This is a genomic window from Enterococcus infantis, from assembly GCF_049166715.1.
Taxonomy (GTDB): domain Bacteria; phylum Bacillota; class Bacilli; order Lactobacillales; family Enterococcaceae; genus Enterococcus_C; species Enterococcus_C leclercqii.
The window spans coordinates 31611-49360 of the sequence record NZ_JBMHFB010000001.1 but is presented as its reverse complement, the minus strand read 5'-3'; the positions used below and the strand labels follow the sequence as shown (position 1 = coordinate 49360).

At 45.1% G+C, this 17750-nt stretch carries 16 protein-coding genes; 14 read left to right on the top strand and 2 right to left on the bottom strand.

Annotation, left to right across the window (positions count from 1 at the left end; genetic code table 11):
- The first annotated feature begins 3 nt into the window (after positions 1 to 3).
- The 11 genes from walK (at position 4) to ACOMA8_RS00165 (ending at position 12998) form a co-directional block, all read left to right on the top strand.
- Complete coding sequence (walK, locus tag ACOMA8_RS00215; RefSeq protein ID WP_161899113.1) at positions 4 to 1845, top strand: cell wall metabolism sensor histidine kinase WalK; 1842 nt, start codon at positions 4 to 6, stop codon at positions 1843 to 1845.
- Positions 1842 to 3158, top strand: coding sequence for a YycH family regulatory protein (locus ACOMA8_RS00210; protein ID WP_421367409.1), 1317 nt, complete (start codon positions 1842 to 1844; stop codon positions 3156 to 3158). Before walK ends, ACOMA8_RS00210 begins: the two co-directional genes overlap by 4 nt.
- Entirely contained in the window at positions 3159 to 4019 is an 861-nt protein-coding gene (locus tag ACOMA8_RS00205; protein ID WP_161899111.1) for a two-component system regulatory protein YycI, read from the top strand.
- Between the two features lie 182 nt (positions 4020 to 4201).
- A complete protein-coding gene (locus ACOMA8_RS00200) occupies positions 4202 to 4990 on the top strand; it encodes an MBL fold metallo-hydrolase (protein WP_161899243.1) in 789 nt (262 codons plus the stop codon).
- 338 nt (positions 4991 to 5328) lie between these two features.
- Positions 5329 to 5916, top strand: a complete 588-nt coding sequence (mobA, locus tag ACOMA8_RS00195) for a molybdenum cofactor guanylyltransferase (RefSeq protein WP_421367405.1) — start codon at positions 5329 to 5331, stop codon at positions 5914 to 5916.
- Positions 5913 to 6707, top strand: a complete 795-nt coding sequence (locus ACOMA8_RS00190) for a formate/nitrite transporter family protein (RefSeq protein ID WP_421367402.1) — start codon at positions 5913 to 5915, stop codon at positions 6705 to 6707. The genes mobA and ACOMA8_RS00190 overlap by 4 nt, the downstream gene beginning before the upstream one ends.
- Entirely contained in the window at positions 6691 to 7239 is a 549-nt protein-coding gene (locus ACOMA8_RS00185; RefSeq protein WP_421367399.1) for a hypothetical protein, read from the top strand. The genes ACOMA8_RS00190 and ACOMA8_RS00185 overlap by 17 nt, the downstream gene beginning before the upstream one ends.
- A gap of 19 nt (positions 7240 to 7258) precedes the next feature.
- Positions 7259 to 7747 (top strand): NADH-quinone oxidoreductase subunit NuoE family protein, encoded by a 489-nt coding sequence (locus ACOMA8_RS00180; RefSeq protein ID WP_161899107.1) that lies wholly within the window; start codon positions 7259 to 7261, stop codon positions 7745 to 7747.
- Positions 7748 to 7758: 11 nt separating this feature from the next.
- On the top strand, positions 7759 to 9054 hold the full coding sequence (locus ACOMA8_RS00175; RefSeq protein WP_421367395.1) for a complex I 51 kDa subunit family protein: 1296 nt from the start codon (positions 7759 to 7761) through the stop codon (positions 9052 to 9054).
- A complete protein-coding gene (gene fdhF, locus ACOMA8_RS00170) occupies positions 9054 to 11771 on the top strand; it encodes a formate dehydrogenase subunit alpha (protein ID WP_421368236.1) in 2718 nt (905 codons plus the stop codon). The genes ACOMA8_RS00175 and fdhF overlap by 1 nt, the downstream gene beginning before the upstream one ends.
- 18 nt (positions 11772 to 11789) lie before the next feature.
- On the top strand, positions 11790 to 12998 hold the full coding sequence (locus ACOMA8_RS00165; protein ID WP_421367392.1) for a molybdopterin molybdotransferase MoeA: 1209 nt from the start codon (positions 11790 to 11792) through the stop codon (positions 12996 to 12998).
- A 286-nt stretch (positions 12999 to 13284) separates the two neighbouring features.
- On the opposite strand, the gene ACOMA8_RS00160 is transcribed toward ACOMA8_RS00165, so the two are convergent.
- Positions 13285 to 13911, bottom strand: coding sequence for an NAD(P)-dependent oxidoreductase (locus ACOMA8_RS00160; RefSeq protein WP_421367390.1), 627 nt, complete (start codon positions 13909 to 13911; stop codon positions 13285 to 13287).
- A gap of 335 nt (positions 13912 to 14246) precedes the next feature.
- Here ACOMA8_RS00160 and groES point away from each other — a divergent pair, with 335 nt between their 5' ends.
- Both groES and groL read left to right on the top strand, forming a co-directional pair.
- Positions 14247 to 14531 (top strand): co-chaperone GroES, encoded by a 285-nt coding sequence (gene groES, locus ACOMA8_RS00155; protein ID WP_161899102.1) that lies wholly within the window; start codon positions 14247 to 14249, stop codon positions 14529 to 14531.
- Between the two features lie 71 nt (positions 14532 to 14602).
- On the top strand, positions 14603 to 16222 hold the full coding sequence (gene groL, locus ACOMA8_RS00150; RefSeq protein ID WP_161899101.1) for a chaperonin GroEL: 1620 nt from the start codon (positions 14603 to 14605) through the stop codon (positions 16220 to 16222).
- A gap of 65 nt (positions 16223 to 16287) precedes the next feature.
- Here groL and ACOMA8_RS00145 read toward each other — a convergent pair whose 3' ends face one another.
- Complete coding sequence (locus ACOMA8_RS00145) at positions 16288 to 17058, bottom strand: MerR family transcriptional regulator (protein ID WP_421367386.1); 771 nt, start codon at positions 17056 to 17058, stop codon at positions 16288 to 16290.
- 289 nt (positions 17059 to 17347) lie between these two features.
- Here ACOMA8_RS00145 and ACOMA8_RS00140 point away from each other — a divergent pair, with 289 nt between their 5' ends.
- On the top strand, positions 17348 to 17704 hold the full coding sequence (locus tag ACOMA8_RS00140; RefSeq protein WP_421367383.1) for a DUF1827 family protein: 357 nt from the start codon (positions 17348 to 17350) through the stop codon (positions 17702 to 17704).
- Positions 17705 to 17750: the final 46 nt, after the last annotated feature.

Genomic DNA, 17750 nt, shown 5'->3' with positions numbered 1-17750 from the left:
TCAATGAAAAAAAAAGTTCGCTTTTTTCAATCGGTGAACTTTAAAATCGCCCTGGCATTTATCTTGATCCTGTTGATTTCGATCGAGATTATCGGGGCGTATTTTATTCGCGGATTGGAACGCAATACCATCAAGACATTCACTGACAATATGAAAGACCAGGCTTCCCGAGTGGCACCGGAATTTGCCAATGATATTACGCAAAAAAATGGCGAAGAAGCTACCGGTGATGAATTGTCCAATATCCAGTTGCGGCTGGAAAACAGCGTTTCTACCGACGTGCTAGAAATGCGGGTGGTGGATGCTAACGGGATCGTTTTGGGAGCCACACCTTTGACCGACAAATCCCTTATCGGCAAGAAAAATGACTATCGTGACATCAATGACTTAGCCTTTGTCGCTAAAACAGCATATGATGAGGTCACGAATAAACGGGTCTATATTGTAGTTCAACCTATTCAATCAGCCACTGGAGACACTGTGATCGGGGCCTTGTTTATGAAAAGCGACATTGAAGGCCGCTATGAGGAAATCCACGAAACGGCGTTAATCTTTGTATTTGCTTCTTTGATTGCGGCGGGGATTTCGATTGTTGTTGCGGTATTGGTTTCTCGCTCCATTACACAACCTATTGTTGAAATGCGGGAGCAGGCGCTGCGCATTGCTCGGGGAGATTACAGTCGGCGGGTGACGGTTTACGGTCGAGATGAGCTGGGACAATTGGCGGAAACCTTCAATCAGCTGGGGGATCGAATTGCCGAGACGCAAGACGCCATGGAGTCCGAGCGAAACCGCTTGGACAGTGTATTGTCCCATATGACCGATGGAGTCATCGCCACCGATCGCCGAGGCAAGGTGATCACTATCAATGAAATGGCGTTAACTCTGTTGAATGTCAAACGAGAAGAAGTCATCGGTGAATCGATTTTGGAACTGTTAGAAATCGATGAAGACTATACGCTGCGTAAGCTATTGGAAGATCCTGATGAAATGCTGATTGAACGAGAAAATCCATATCGGGGTCTGGTAATCTTGCGAACAGACTTTTCAATGATTCGCCGGGAATCCGGATTTATTTCCGGTTTGGTTGCTGTTATGCACGATGTGACTGAACAAGAAAAAACTGAGCAGGAGCGCCGCGATTTCGTATCCAACGTGTCCCATGAATTGCGGACACCATTGACCAGCATGCGCAGCTATATCGAAGCGCTGAGTGAAGGGGCATGGAAGGACGAAGAAATCGCACCAAACTTTTTAAAGGTAACCTTAGATGAGACAGATCGCATGATTCGTATGATCAATGATCTGTTGGACCTTTCTCGAATGGATAGCGGCAAAGCGGTGCTGCAACTGGAATATGTCAACTTTAATGAGTTGGTGAATTTTGTTTTGGATCGCTTTGATATGATCGTCGACAACCAAGACGTTCGGAAAAAATACCGTATTCGCCGGGATTTCACGAAGCGGGATTTGTGGGCCGAAGTCGATACGGACAAAATCATTCAGGTGATAGACAACATCATGAACAACGCTATCAAGTACTCTCCTGATGGTGGGACAATTACGGTGCGTCTGTCAGAGACCCACAACAATATCGTCTTAAGTGTCACTGACCAAGGTCTGGGAATTCCTAAAAAAGATCTGGGTCGCGTCTTTGACCGCTTCTATCGAGTGGACAAAGCCCGCGCTCGTAAGCAGGGGGGAACCGGGTTGGGTCTAGCCATTTCCAAAGAAGTGGTGAAGGCACATGGTGGTAACATCTGGGTAGAAAGCCAAGAAGGCCGCGGCTCCACTTTTTATATCACACTGCCTTACGAACCTTATGAGGAGGATTGGTGGGAATGAAGGTATCCGAAAAAATCATTCGTTACGGCTTGATTGCTTTGTTGGCGTTGAGTCTGTACCTCTCTTATAAAATCTGGTTAAGCCCTAATGCTCGTACCTATCTTGGTGATAACCAGGCGACGGTGGTGGCCAATGCGTCCAACGTGCGTAAAGCCGATGAAGTTTTTCTACCCACACGATTGGTTTGGGTCAAGAGTCCAGAAGACATCAAAATGCTCTCGTCGGAAAATGCCATCAGTAAAATCCACGAATCGGTAATTAAGGGACGTTACGGAGAAGTCAGTGGCACGACTTACGATGACGACCAAGCTTTTTTGGAGGCGGCTGACATTCGTCATGGAGTCGAGATGAGCTATTTTGGATCGTTTCAACTTTACGAATATGCCAAAATGTTCAATCTAAAAATCGACTTAAAGGGGATTGCTGATGGAAAAGATGTCTACTTTACCAAAGTACAGTGGGATTTTGACAACAGCCGCATCCGTTTTATCAATACCAGAAGGCATCAAATCTATGAAGCGTCTATGACAATGGAATTGGATCCTATAGAGCAGAAATTGCAGCAATTGGATGAAGCGTGGATGCCTATGACTGCCGAAAATCGGTTGTCCAGCCTGCAATACAATACTAGCGAGAAAGTGAAACTGAAACTTTACAGTTATATTGCTTCTACTCAAACGTATACGGTTTTCCGAAATGCCTTTTTCCAAGATCCAGAAAATGTCAAAAGTAGTGAAGAAAGTCGTGATACCGTATTGTATGGTGGTTCAGAAACGATGCACGTTCAAGAGAACCGTCAAATCGTGGAATTTCAAGGACAGTTAGAGACAACAACAGAGGGCGAAGAAGACATTTATGATCGTAGTTATGGTTATATCAGTCGTTTAGGGACGGGGATTGGTTATTTGCGTTTCTTTGATCGGGACAAAGATGGCATCACTTACCGCACCTTTATCGAGGGCTTTCCGGTGTTTGGTGATGCCTATCAAGGGGAAGTAACCTTTGACATTCGTGACAGTGGAACTGGTGTGCCACAAGTGGATATTCACAGCAGTTTAAACACGATTCAAATTCCGATTCCATCAGATGAGACGGTTGAACTGGCCTCCAGCAGTGAAGTGATTGCCGAGCTGACAGCAAAGGGCGCTCAGACAGACCTTTGGCAAACAATGGTTATCGGTTATCAGCGACAAGATGTCAAAAATGCAGACGGTATTGTGGATATGGTGCCTACCTGGTATATCAAGTATGATGACAACTGGTATTCTTATCAACAGCTGCTAGATCACTTGGCACAAAAGGAGGGAGCTTGATTGGATTTTAAACGAATCGAATGGATCTTCTTTCTGGCTTTTCTAGGGGTAAATATCTTTCTCTTGAGTATTTATCGTTCTGCAAGAACTGAAGAAAACAGTGTGTCCGCCTCCAATCAAAAGATTGCAATCGAACAACGATTAAAAGCTGATGACATCAAATATAGTGGTGAGCTATCTACAAAAAAGGCGGAAGGCTATTATCTCAGTGGAGAACCGACCGACATGCAAAAAGCAATTCAGGACTATCGCGATCAGCTTGACGACAGTACAGCTTTTCGCTTAGGGATCAAAGTTGATGATAACCAATTGATCCGCAATGTTTCTGAAGGCTTTAATATCACTGATGATGGCAAAACTGCCGAGACGTTAGCCAAATTTTTGAGTCAGGAGGGCGAAGTTCTTTATGGAAAAGAGTACCAATATCTGCCGTACCTCTCGTTTCAAGACAAAGAGTATCCGTCAATTGTGGCTGCTCAGAGTTTTGAAGGAATCCCTTTTAATGATGCTTCCAGCCGACTGGACATCACCTTGGAAAACACCGATGATCTCTTAAAAATCACCCGCTACACACAAACCCACATCGGCAAAATTGAAAAGCTGCGGGACAAAGTCAATCTATACACTGAGCGGGATGCGATTGATACTTTGTATATCAATAATCGAATCCCACCCAAATCTACTATCGTTTGGCGGCAACTCGTTTACACACTGAGCCTGCAGTTTAGAGGAACCAATGTGTATATTCCTGCGTGGTTCATTGCTATCGACACTGGTAGCAGTCTGCAGGTGGAGAAGGTTAACGCCATCACCAATCGGGTCTTTACCAACAATCCCGTTCAAAAGGTGGAAAAAAATTGACGATGGCCTTATAATGGAAAACGATTTAAGGCGCGCTTGGCACTAAGAGTATTGGCTGGGCTCGTACTGACAGATGAAACAGCCACAACTTTCTCAGCAAGCCTCAACCTGGAGAAAACGGCTGGTAGCAGCTTAAAGAAGGGAAGTTTCAACTCATGACCACCACAACGGCGACGGCAACAATGAATATTTCAATCTTAGCCAGCGGCAGTTCGGGAAATTCCCTCTATATTGAAAGTGACAAAAAGAAAATTTTGGTGGATGCGGGTCTTTCCGGTAAAAAAATCACCGCGCTTTTGGCAGAAGTTGGTCGTAAGCCGGAAGATTTGGATGCTATCTTAGTAACCCATGAGCATCGAGACCATATTCATGGTGTCGGTGTGATGGCTCGCAAGTATAAATTGGATGTCTATGCCAACGAGAAAACTTGGGAAGCGATGGATCCATTGATTGGCAATGTGCCAGTTGAACAAAAGCAGATTTTTGATATGGGAAAAGTGCTGACTCTGGGGGATCTGGATATTGAAAGCTTTGGTGTGTCCCACGATGCAGCGGCACCACAGTTTTACAGTTTCCATAAAGATGGAAAAAAATTCGTAATGCTAACGGATACGGGGTATTGTTCTGACCATGTGCGGGGGGTGATTCGGGATGCCGATGCTTACCTGATGGAGTCCAACCACGATTTAGAAATGTTGCGGATGGGGCCTTATCCATGGAGCCTGAAGCAACGAATCTTAGGCGATCGCGGACACTTGTCCAATGAAGATGGCGCATTGGTGATTACCGATATCATTGGTGATAATACTAAGCGAATTTATCTGGGACACTTGAGTAAAGAGAATAACCTGAAAGAACTGGCCCATATGACGATGGAGAGTACCTTAAAGGAATACGATCTTGGAGTTGGGGTAGACTTTGATATCTTTGATACCGATCCTGATCGGGCATGTGAGATGTTTAGCCTTTGACCGAGTCTCTAACCAAGAAGAACGAAACGATTGCTCGTTATCTTTGTTTCAAAAAATGAATACGAATAACGAAGACTCTTTGAGAAGCGAATGACTTTTCAAAGAGTCTTTTTTTGTTTTGGCAATAATCGTTTCCTGTGGGAAAAAGCTAGCGCTAAAACCATCTGTAACAATATTTAGTTGCTGTTGGAAAATAAACGGACACTCAAATCAACTGGCTAAAAAGCACATTAAAAATAATAACGCTTTCATTTTCCTTGTTGACCTTGCCAAAAAACACGACTATACTAAAACTGAAAAAAAATTAGAATCACAAAAAAATAGTTAGGGTGTTGGGGATGGATTTAGGTGAAGCAACAGCGGTGGTTTTGTGCGGGGGCAAAAGCCACCGCATGGGTTTTAACAAAGCGCTGCTACAGATGGATGGACAATTTGTATTGGCTAAAACAGCGCAGCTATTGAAAAAAATCTTTCCTGAAGTTGTCTTGATGACAGATCGGGCAGAACGCTTTTTCGAAAAACCGGCTTTTAACGAACTAACAATCTGGGAAGACGACTACCCAGGGTGTGGGCCATTAGGAGGAATCACCTCAGCGTTGGAGAAAATTACGACGCCTTATGCCTTTGTGATGGCTTGTGATATGCCAGAGCTGTCATTTGCGGCAGTCAATGAGTTGGCGCAAACTGGGCAAACTCCTCAGGTCTTGCTTTACCAAAGAAAGGGGCGCTTGGAGCCATTGTTTGGATTTTATCACCGTTCTTGTTTGCCGGTCTTTAAAGGGCAATTGGAGCAAGGCGATGGCCGCATTCGAGAGCAATTTGCGCAATTACAGGTAACAACGGTGCCAACAGACAAGTTTACTTTTACAAATGTCAACACACCGGAAGAGCTTATTCATTGGAAGAAAATGGAGGGAATGCTATGAACAGTTATACCACCAGAGAAGCAATTGATATTTTGATTGCTAAGGCCAAGGCGAAAACAAAGCTGCCGCTGCCGCAACTCATAATTTTAGGAATCAATGCCGGCGCGTTGATCGCTTTTGGCTACTTGGCTTTTTTGCGAGTCAGCGGGGCGGTTCCCAAAGAATGGGGCAGCGTGGCTACTTTTCTGGGTGCTTGCGTCTTTCCCATTGGGCTGATTGCATTGTCATTTCTGGGAGGTGAGCTGTTGACAGGTAATATGATGGTCATGACTATGGCAGTATTAGACAGAGAAATTCGCCTGCGAGAACTGTTTAAAAATTGGCTGCTGGTCTTTTTAACCAATGCCATTGGTGGCATCCTAGTGGCGTTCTTTTTTGGGCATTTTGTCGGTTTGAGTGAAGGCAGTTTTTTGGCTAAAACAGGAGCTGTGGCTACCGCAAAGTTGGCGGATGGGCCGCTGATGATGGTAGTTTCAGGCATTGGTTGTAATATTTTTGTCTGTATGGCGGTCTTTATTGCGACTGTTAGTAAAGACTTTCTAGGGAAAATGTTCAGCTTGTGGTTTCCCATCATGATTTTTGTCGTTTGCGGGTTTCAGCACGTCGTAGCAAATGCCTTTATCTTACCAGCATATCTTTTTGCTGGCGGGGCCATCACCTGGGGACAAATTATTGAAAATCTGATCTTTGTCGGAATCGGAAATGCCCTTGGTGGAGCATTGTTTGTCGCATTTCCTTTGATTATTTTGAATCCGCGACAAAAGGAGGCCGACAATGAAAGCAGAGCCTGAAATATGTCTGGCTAACTTAATTCAAATTGGTTCTACTGGGCGTAATAGTGGCAAGACAACGCTAGCACTGGAATTAATCAACTATTTGCGACAGGAGCGCCCGGTCTATAGCTTGAAAATCATTACCATCAGCGGCCGCCAAAAAGGAAGCTGTCAAAGAGGCGGCACAGGCTGTGGAATCTGTACGGCATTTACCGGTGGTTATGAGTGGAGTGAAGAGCATTATGCTAAGGGCAGTAAAGACACTAGTAAGATGTTGGCTGCCGGCAGTACCAAGACCTTTTTGTTGAAAGCGTTGGAGGAAAATTTGGCAGCAGGCTTTAGAGATGTTTACCAGCAAGTGCCTGAAGATGCTTGGTTAGTTTGCGAATCAAATTCGTTGCGGAAGTTTTTCCGGCCGCAGCTCTTCATCATGATGGACAATCAAAAAAAGGCAAAGCCCAGCGCAGCAGCAGTAATGAACAAAGCCGACTTGCTGATTCAGCGGGCCGAGGAGTTTGATTGTCGCCAGTTGTCTTTAATCAATGTCTGAAACTTTTTTGGAGGAAACTATGACTACTTTAACATTGGACGAAAAATTAGATATCATCGAAAAATATGATGCCAATCCTGAGCAGATTTTAAATATTCTAGTGGATCTGCAGTTTGCTTCTGAGGCGGGCTATTTAGATGATGAAACCATCAAATTGGTAGCGGAATGTCTGCATCTGACACAAACGCGAGTTTCTGAAATTGTCAGCTTTTATTCAATCTTGAAAGATCAACCGCAAGCCAAATATGTCATCAAAGTCTGCAATAGCAGCCCCTGCCGTTTTTCACATGGGCCGCTGGTTTTTGCTGAGCTGGAAAAACAGCTGGGGGTCAAAGAGAATCAGATGACGGCGGATGGGCTCTTTATGTACCATGGGATTCCTTGTTTTGGGGCCTGTGATCGCGACCCGGTAGTAAAGATCAAAGACACTGTTTTTGATCAGTTGACTGCTGAAAAAATTAGTCAGCTGTTGATGGGACTGCGCAATGGGCAGTACCCGGATTTATAGGAGGATCACAAATGGAAGAAAGAGTATTGACAGCGCGCTTTGGTCGTTTGAATGATCCAGCCGCAGTAGACGAATACCTGCAATTAGCCGGGTATGCTGGCTTGAAAAAAGCCCTGAAGATGTCCGGGCCGGCAATTTTAGATGAATTGGATGAAGCGCTATTATTGGGCCGTGGGGGCGCTTCCTATCCATTGGGGAAAAAGTGGCGACATTTGTATCAGGCAGCCGGTCCAGACAAATACATTGTCTGCAATGCTGATGAAGGAGAGCCGGGAACATATAAAGACAAAGCCTTACTAGAACAAGATCCGCTTGCAGTTATTGAGGGAATGACCATCGCCGGCCGGTTGTTTGATGCCCGCCAAGGCTACATTTATATCCGGGGAGAATATCGACAGGTGCATGAAATTTTCCAACGGGCCTTAAAAAACGCTAGAAAGGCGCATTTATTAGGACAAGATATCATGGGGATTGCTGGTTTTGATTATGATATCAAAATCATTTCCGGTGCTGGCGCATATGTTTGTGGGGAAAACTCGGCACTTTTGAATTCCATCGAAGGCAAGACCGGACGTCCACGAGTCAAACCTCCTCACTTGGCAGATGTCGGATTGTACGGCAAACCAACTTTAGTAAATAACGTGGAATCCTTTGCGGGAATCCCGGTAATCCTACGAGAGGGGGGGCGCTTTTACCGTCAACTGGGGACTGAAGGTGGCGGGGGTACCAAGTTAGTGTGTCTAACGGGGCACATCAAGCAGCGGGGCTTGTATGAAATTAAGCTGGGAACACCGCTGCAGGAGCTGATTTATAGTGAAACTTTTGGGGGCGGCAGCAGTACTGGTCGACCGCTAAAATTTGCGCACTTTGGTGGGCAATCGGGGATGATCGGTGACCTTAGTCAGTTGGAGAATTGTTTGTATTCCTACGAGGATTTGTGGGATCATGGGGTATCTGTAGGTTGTGGGGCAATTGTAGTCTTAGATGACAGTGTCAATCTCGTCGATTACTTGACCAGCGTGGCGGCTTTTTTTGCCCATGAGTCTTGTGGCAAATGTACGCCTTGTCGGATTGGAACTTTGCGCCAATTGGAATTGATGGAAAAAATTCAAAAAGGGCAAGCCACAGCCTATGATCTGGAAGTACTCACAGCGATGATTGGCCAGATTACTGCCTTATCCGCTTGTGGTTTAGGACAGTCAGCAGGCAATGCAATCGCCAGTGGACTCGCTTGTTTTCCACAAGATTTTCAAGAAAAAATGACTGTTGCAGCTGATCAGCGGAAAGTCGAGGTATCTTGGTTATGATTGAAACAAAAGAGAAACCATTAACTGTTACATTGTGTATCGATGATCAGGAAGTCACCGTTGCCAAAGGACAAACAATTTTGGAAGCCGCACAACAAGCGGGGATTTCGATTCCAACTCTTTGTCATTTAAAGGAACTTTCACCGGATGGCTCTTGCCGCATGTGTACGGTGGAAGTCGAAGGCGGGCGCAAAGGTGGCTTGGTCACCGCTTGTACTGCTCATGCCCAAGAACAGATGGTCGTTCACACGCAAAGTGAAAAAGTTCGCAGGGCTCGGCGCTTCATCTTAGATTTGTTGCTCAGCAATCACAAACTCGACTGCTTTACTTGCAGTGCCAATGGCGATTGCCGCCTGCAAGAATACTGCATCGAATACGGACTGGAGGCGACCAGCTTTGATGGGCGCCGGCAACTGGCTGACCAGCAAGATCGAAGCAATCACTTCTTTGATTATGACCCGGAAAAATGTATCATGTGCCGCCGCTGTGCCCGCGTTTGTCAAATGCGTCAGGGGCGTGATGTCATCAGCACGGCGAATCGCGGCTTCGATACCAAAATGCTGCCGTGCGGAGGAGAAGACTGGAGTGAATCCATGTGCGAATCCTGTGGCAATTGCGTGTCTGTCTGTCCTACCGGGGCATTGAGTACAAAAGCCCATAAAACATACCGAAAATGGCAGACAGAAAAAGTGTTGACGACCTGCCCTCATTGCGGAACCGGCTGTCAATTTTACTTTGTGGTCAAAGATGGCAAAATCGTCGACGTCGAGCCGGCAGACGGACCGGCAAATGAGAACCTGCTATGTGTCAAAGGAAAATTTGCTTCTTATAAATTTGTGACTGCAGGCGATCGTCTCAAGACGCCGTTGATCAAGCGAAATGGTCAGTTTGAAGAAGCCAGCTGGGAAGAAGCATTGGAGGTTGTTGCGGATGGCTTTAGTCGCTTGAAAGAGCAATACGGCGGCGATAGTCTCGCAGGCTTTTCTTGTTCCCGCTCCACTAATGAAGACAACTACGTCTTTCAAAAGATGGTTCGGACGGCGTTTCAAACGAACAATGTCGACAACTGTGCCCGGGTTTGTCATTCGGCTTCTGTACACGGACTGGCGATGACTTTGGGTAGCGGGGCAATGACTAACCCCATCGCCGATATTACTGAAGATGTGGACGTGATTTTACTTGTAGGTTCCAACCCAACAGAGGCGCATCCAGTCATCGGGGCACGAATTCGTCAAGCCGTACAAAACGGAACAAAATTGATTGTGGTAGATCCTAGAAAAATCGATTTGGCTCGTCAGGCGACTCTACATCTGCAGATCAAAGCTGGCACTAATGTCGCGTTTGCAAACGGACTGATGCACATCATTATCAAAGAAGGCTTGGCAGACATGGACTTTATTGCCCGCCGAACAGAAGGCTTTGATGAGTTGCGACAACTGGTAGCTGATTATACGCCAGCCAAAGTTGCAGCCATTTGTGAGATTGATGAAGCCGATTTGATTGAGGCAGCCCGTTTATATGCTAAGGCGGACAAAGCACCAATCATTTACTGTTTAGGTGTCACCGAACACTCCAGTGGGACAGAAGGTGTCATGAGCATGTCCAACATTGCCATGTTAGTTGGCAAATTGGGACGCTCCGGTTGTGGTGTGAATCCATTGAGAGGTCAAAACAATGTGCAGGGTGCTTGTGATATGGGCTGCTCGCCATTTGACTTCCCCGGCTATCAAAAAGTTGCCAACCCTGCGACAATTGAAAAATTTAGCCGCGCTTGGCAGACGAGACTCAATCCAGCTATTGGTTTAACGTCAACTCAAGTATTGCCAGCTGCTAGCCGCGGTGAAATCAAGGGGCTGTACATCTTTGGTGAAGACCCTGCAGTGACAGATCCAGACTTGTCTCATGTTCGTCATGCATTGAACAGCTTGGAATTTCTGGTAGTCCAAGACCTATTTATGACAGAAACTGCTAAATATGCCGATGTCGTTTTGCCGGGAATCAGCTTTGCCGAAAAAGATGGGACCTTCACCAACACCGAGCGTCGTATTCAACGTATTCGCCAAGCGGTAGCGCCAGTGGGACAAGGCCGGGAAGACTTCCGAGTTTTCTGTCAGGTTGCGACGAAAATGGGCTATCCAATGACTTACGAAGGACCAAAGGAAATCATGGATGAAATTGCCGGGGTCGTACCGACATTTGCCGGTGTTACTTATGATCGGTTGGAAGATATTCAGGGACTTCAGTGGCCTTGCCGCAGTCTGACAGATCCCGGAACGGCTATCATGCACGTAGGGGAATTTTCTCGCGGCAAGGGGCTGTTTAAAGCGTTGGCGTACAAGCCTGCCAAAGAACTACCAGACAAAGAGTATCCATACTTGATGTCGACGGGGCGGATGCTTTATCAATACAATACCGGTGCCATGACTAAAAGGACAGAAGGCATCAATGAACTGGCCGGCAGCTCTTATATCGAGCTCAATCAAGAAGACGCCGAAAAAATGGGAATTATCGATGGCAGTCGCGTACGGGTTTCTTCTCGCCGCGGCGCTATTGAAACTCGCGCAATCGTTGGTGAAAAGGTGCTTCCGGGAGCGTCATTCATGACCTTCCACTTTGAAGACGGCAATGTCAATGAACTGACCAATGCGGTTTTCGACGACATTGCCATCATTCCGGAATACAAAGTATGTGCAGTGGCGATTGAACCGTTAAGCTAAAGAAAATGGAGGAGAAAGATGATTGAATTGGAAGCAGCAGTGCTGAAAGTGAAGGAACGACTTTCTCCTCAAACACGAATTGAAAGCATCCCCTTAGCAGAAAGCGTTGGTCGTATCACAGCTGAGGCCATTACAGCACCCGCACCGGTACCAGCCTTTCCGCGCGCTGCAATGGATGGCTATGCTGTGGCTGCAGAGAGTACTGCAGGTGCCTCAGTCTTACAGCCGGTAGTTCTTAAGGTAATCGGGACACTGTTTGCAGGAGATAATCCGGCAACTTTGCAGCCTAAATTGGGGGAAGCGGTTCGCGTCATGACCGGAGCGGCTCTCCCGCTTTCAGTTGACAGTGTGGTGCCTCAGGAGTGGACGGATTATGGAGAAAGTCAAGTAAAGATTGTCAGAGAAATCTTGCAGGGAAAACACTATGTTGCTATTGGCGAGGATCTGCAAGAAAAAGAAACAATCATTGAAGCTTCCCAATATTTGACCAGTGAAAGCCTGGGAGTGTTAGCGAGTGTGGGCGCAGCGTTTGTTCATGTCAAAAAAAAGCTCCGTGTGGGTATAATTTCTACCGGTAGTGAGTTGACTGAAGTCGAAAAACCGCTAAAGACGGCACAAGTGTACAACAGTTCGGCTTATGTATTGGCTTCTTATATCCAACGTTCCGGCGGAGAAGTCGTCTTTCAAACGATTTGTGACGATGAGCCGCAGCAATTTGCAGAACAGCTGCGGCTTGCTCATAATCAAGTCGATCTAATCATCACGACTGGCGGTGTCTCAGTGGGACAAAAGGATTTTCTGCCGGCAGCAATTACGGAAAATGGCGGTGAAATTTTGTTCCATTTTGTCGCCTTCAAGCCTGGAACACCGGTGATGGCAGCCGTTTGGGAGGAAATTCCTTTGCTGTGCTTGTCAGGTAACCCGTTTGCAGCTTTGGTGGATTTTCACTTGTTTTATTGGCCGCTACTGGCTCACTTTTATCAAACGGCGACCTTTGAGCTGAAAAAGGAACAACAGCTTTTACGCTCAGAAGAAATCAAGGGCAGTGGTTTGCGACGATTTATCAGCGGTTACAGTGAAAATGGTCATGTGACGATCGAGAAAAATCGAGCCAAAGTCTCTCGTTTCCAACAAATTCTCCATAGCAATTGTTTAGTGGAACAACTACCACAGCAGCCCTTGCAAGATGGAAATCTTGTCACTGTGTATCGCTGGTTTCAAGGCTAATACTCTCTAATACTATAGTAGAAATTAAGAAAACGTCCTCGGATTTGTACCTTAATATAAAAACGAGAAGAGTATGGCATGACGTGGGAGCCCGGCAAAAGTCTGAACTGTGACAGCCATCTATTCGTCTAGTCACCGCCTCTGAAGCGAGCACAACAAAATGTGAGTCCTAAAAAGCCAAGTCACTTCCACTATTTCTTAATGGAAGTGACTTGGCTTTTCATTGTTAAAAATTTTAAATGCTGCCTAATCGTTGGGAGAGCTCTGTTCAAGGGAGAAAATCACGTCAGATTCCTACGACGCCTACATGTTGGTTTTCATAGAGGTCTTTTTGCGCGATATCCAACATGGCTACAGCAAAATCAGCCATACTGATTTCACTTTGGCCGGCGGAGTTAAAACCTAATTGTTCGCCAGTAAAGCGATATTCGCCACTGCGAGGGCCGTTGGGATTAAAGTAAGCGGCTGGTGAAAGATAGGTCCAGCGTAAATGGCTGCTATTTTTAAGTTCTTCAAAGGCTTTATACATATGGTAGGCTGTTGGATAATAAGGCGCATCAGCAGGGGATTCATCGATCATACGTGTACCATTGTCGTCAATGAACAATGAACTAGAGCCGCCGACGACTAACAAGCGGGTATCGGTATTTTGCAATAAACCAATCAGATGTGCCAAGCTAGTTTCGTGCATGTCCTCTTTACCAGCTGGTGCTCGAAACGCATCAATGATGATATCAAATCCCTGTAAATCTTCAGCGGTTAGATCGTATAGATCCTTTTCGATGAAAGGGACGTCGACGGGCAATTTTTTAGCATTGCGCATGATTGCAGTGACAGCCAGCCCACGAGCCAATGCTTCTTTTGTCAATAAGGTACCAGCGTGACCGGTAGCACCAATAATGGCGATTTTCATAATGATCCCTCCAGATTTGTTGAGCAACAGCTTGACCAAAAATGAATGGCCGCCAGAACTGTTTGGCTCAGTTTTCTTCATTTTATGGGGAAATGTCCATCAGGGTCAACGAATATGTCTTATGTCAGCGGGTTTCACGAATCTTTCACAATTTCTTCGCTATTTTTTGAAGTAAAAAACTTGCCAATAGCAACCAAAATGAGTATCATAAGTTTTGTAGGTTAGCACTCGAGATATGAGAGTGCTAATTCCCAAAAACACAAAATCGTAACAACATGTTACAGTAGCTTTTTTGATTAGGCGGCTGTAGCACACAAAAATTGGAGGGATTTATCGTGTTAAAACCATTAGGTGATCGCGTCATCATCAAAGTCGCGAAGGAAGAAGAAAAAACAATTGGCGGAATCGTATTGGCATCTTCCGCTCAAGAAAAACCCCAAACTGGTGAAGTAGTTGCAATTGGTGATGGTCGGACATTAGACAACGGTGAAAAAGCACCAGTAGAAGTCAACGTTGGTGACCAAGTTATGTTTGAAAAATATGCTGGCTCTGAAGTGAAATTCGACGGTCAAGAATATTTAATCGTTAACGGCAAAGATATCGTGGCAATTGTTGAATAATTTGTAATGCGTATCTTCCCCAAACTCTACCGGCAATCGCCGGAAAAAAACTTATGAGGTGAAAATTTATCATGGCAAAAGAAATCAAATTTGCAGAAGACGCTCGTGCCGCAATGCTGCGTGGTGTTGACAAATTGGCAGATACAGTCAAAGTTACCTTAGGACCAAAAGGCCGCAACGTGGTTTTGGAAAAATCTTATGGCTCACCTTTGATTACTAACGATGGCGTAACGATCGCTAAAGAAATCGAATTGGAAGACCATTTTGAAAATATGGGGGCTAAACTAGTTTCAGAAGTCGCTTCTAAAACGAACGACATCGCTGGTGACGGGACTACCACTGCAACGTTGCTGACACAAGCAATCGTACGGGAAGGTTTGAAAAACGTGACCGCCGGTGCTAATCCAATCGGCATCCGCCGTGGGATCGAATTGGCTACAAAAGCAGCAGTTGAAGAACTGCACAAAATTTCAACGGTCGTGGATTCAAAAGAAGCTATCGCTCAAGTAGGTGCAGTTTCTTCCGGTTCTGAAGAAGTTGGTAAATACATTGCTGATGCGATGGAAAAAGTTGGTAACGATGGTGTAATTACGATTGAAGAATCAAAAGGGATCGAAACAGAACTAGACGTTGTGGAAGGGATGCAATTTGACCGGGGTTACCTGTCTCAATACATGGTGACTGACAACGACAAGATGGAAGCTGTTTTGGACAATCCATATATCTTGATTACAGACAAAAAGATTTCCAACATCCAGGATATTTTGCCTTTGCTGGAACAAATTTTGCAACAATCTCGACCACTGTTAATCATTGCTGATGATGTGGATGGCGAAGCATTACCAACTCTAGTATTGAATAAAATCCGTGGGACATTTAACGTAGTTGCTGTTAAAGCACCTGGCTTTGGTGACCGCCGCAAAGCGATGTTGGAAGATATCGCTGTCTTAACTGGTGGGACAGTTATTACAGAAGATCTTGGTTTGGAATTGAAAGATGCTACGATTGAAAGCTTAGGGCAAGCTAGCAAAGTGGTCGTTGATAAAGACAACACAACAGTTGTTGAAGGTGCTGGTGCCAAAGAAGCCATCGACGCCCGTGTACAATTAATCAAAAATCAAATCGCAGAAACTACTTCTGATTTTGATCGTGAAAAATTGCAAGAACGCTTGGCTAAACTAGCTGGCGGGGTTGCTGTCATCAAAGTGGGTGCCGCAACTGAAACAGAGTTGAAAGAACTGAAACTGCGAATTGAAGACGCATTGAATGCGACGCGCGCTGCAGTTGAAGAAGGCATGGTTTCCGGTGGGGGTACGGCACTGGTAAACGTCATCACAAAAGTTGCTGAACTGGAAGCGGAAGGTGATGTTGCTACTGGTATCAACATTGTGGTTCGTGCTTTGGAAGAACCTGTACGTCAAATCGCTGAAAATGCCGGTTATGAAGGCTCTGTTATTATCGACAAGCTGAAAAATGCCGATTTGGGTGTCGGTTTCAACGCTGCCAATGGCGAATGGGTCAACATGGTGGAAGCCGGTATCGTGGATCCTACCAAAGTGACTCGTTCTGCACTGCAAAACGCCGCTTCTGTTGCAGCCTTGCTGTTGACGACTGAAGCTGTCGTAGCGGATAAACCAGAACCAGCTGCACCAGCAATGCCACCAATGGATCCAGGAATGGGCATGATGTAAGCTAGATTATAAAAAAAAGCGCAAAAAACTGCAGGTCGGCTGAATTTCAGTGACCTGCAGTTTTTTTAAGCTTCTGTGTAGTGAAAAATAATGTCGTGCAAAAGTGTTACAGATGGCTGACTGGTACGTTGATTGTAATAGGCGGCAAAGCGCTCGTCGTTCACATACATGTCTGCTAAGCCACGATGGTAGTCATTATTGTAAAAAGGTGCGACTAGTGTCAGCCACGTTTTATGGGCTTTGAAAACTTGGCCAGCTAGCGGACTATCAAGGTCTACTGGTTGTGGTTGGCTACTCAAAATCTCAAGAGCAGAAAATAGCTGGGCTTCTGCTGCTTGCATTTGCTGGTGCTCTTCTGAAGTGAGATTTAACCATTTTTGGTTGGCTTTTGCGACGGTCTCTTCGCCATATTTTTCGCGAATTTCTTGACCATAGTGGGCTTCGTTCTCTTGCAATTGCTCTTTTTTAAAAGCAGTAAATTTTTCTTTGTCGGTCATGTTTTTCTCTCCTTTGTAATAGGCCAGCGTCTGGTCCAATGTTCCAATGAGTGACGTCAATTGCAGCAACTGTTGCTCTAGCAAAGACCGCTGCTGACTCAGTAATTTTTCGATATCAAAGCCCGGCGCTTCTAATGTTTCTTTGATTTCTTCTAATTTGACTCCGAATTTTTTTAAAAAAAGAATCTGCTGCAGTCGGTCGACTTCGGCTTGTCCGTAGATTCGATATCCGGAAGAAGTGAATCGTTTTGGCGGCAACAAGCCGATTTCGTCATAATAACGCAATGTCCGGCTGGAAACACCAGACAGGCCAGCGAGCTTTTGAATCGTATATTCCATAAAGAGTCATTCCTTTCTTTTTTGCTGAGTAACAGCGGTGGCCACACTTAAAGAATAGCGGTTGACGTAGCGTGAAGGTCAAGAAAAAAAGCACAAAAAATTCAAAAAAATGTGCTATACTTTTTCTGTAAAACAAGTGCACACACTGTATTTTAGCGATTGATCAGAAAATAATAAGATATATGATAGTTTACTCGTAATGTATATTACTGAACAGTTATCGGATTGCAGAAATGCCCGTAAAGTTTGTCTTACGTCACACAACACTTAACAAAAGGAAGGTCATGCTATGAAATTAATCGAATCACCTGTTAATAAAAACTTGAATCTGGAAACATTTTATCCTAATATTACCAAATTTCTCTTTGATCATACGGCAATCAAATTTTATAAAATGTATGCGTTGGATCGGGTCCAGATCGTCTATGTAGATGCTTATGAAAAAATCTATCTGGTTATGGTGGATTCTCGTAAAAAAATTAAACGTAGTGAAGTGGACTTTGCGATCCATCGACTGCTGAAAACCGATCGTGAACATGTAAAGGTGGATGTGAGTGTTAAAGCTCGCATGGAGGATGCCGGAATCAAGTTTTCTCAGCCTCGTAAAGATATTATTCTAGTGACAATGGCAGCGCCGGAAGCTTAAATGAGTTTTACTTAGTGATAAGCCCTTTGCATCAGCCCCATTAGCT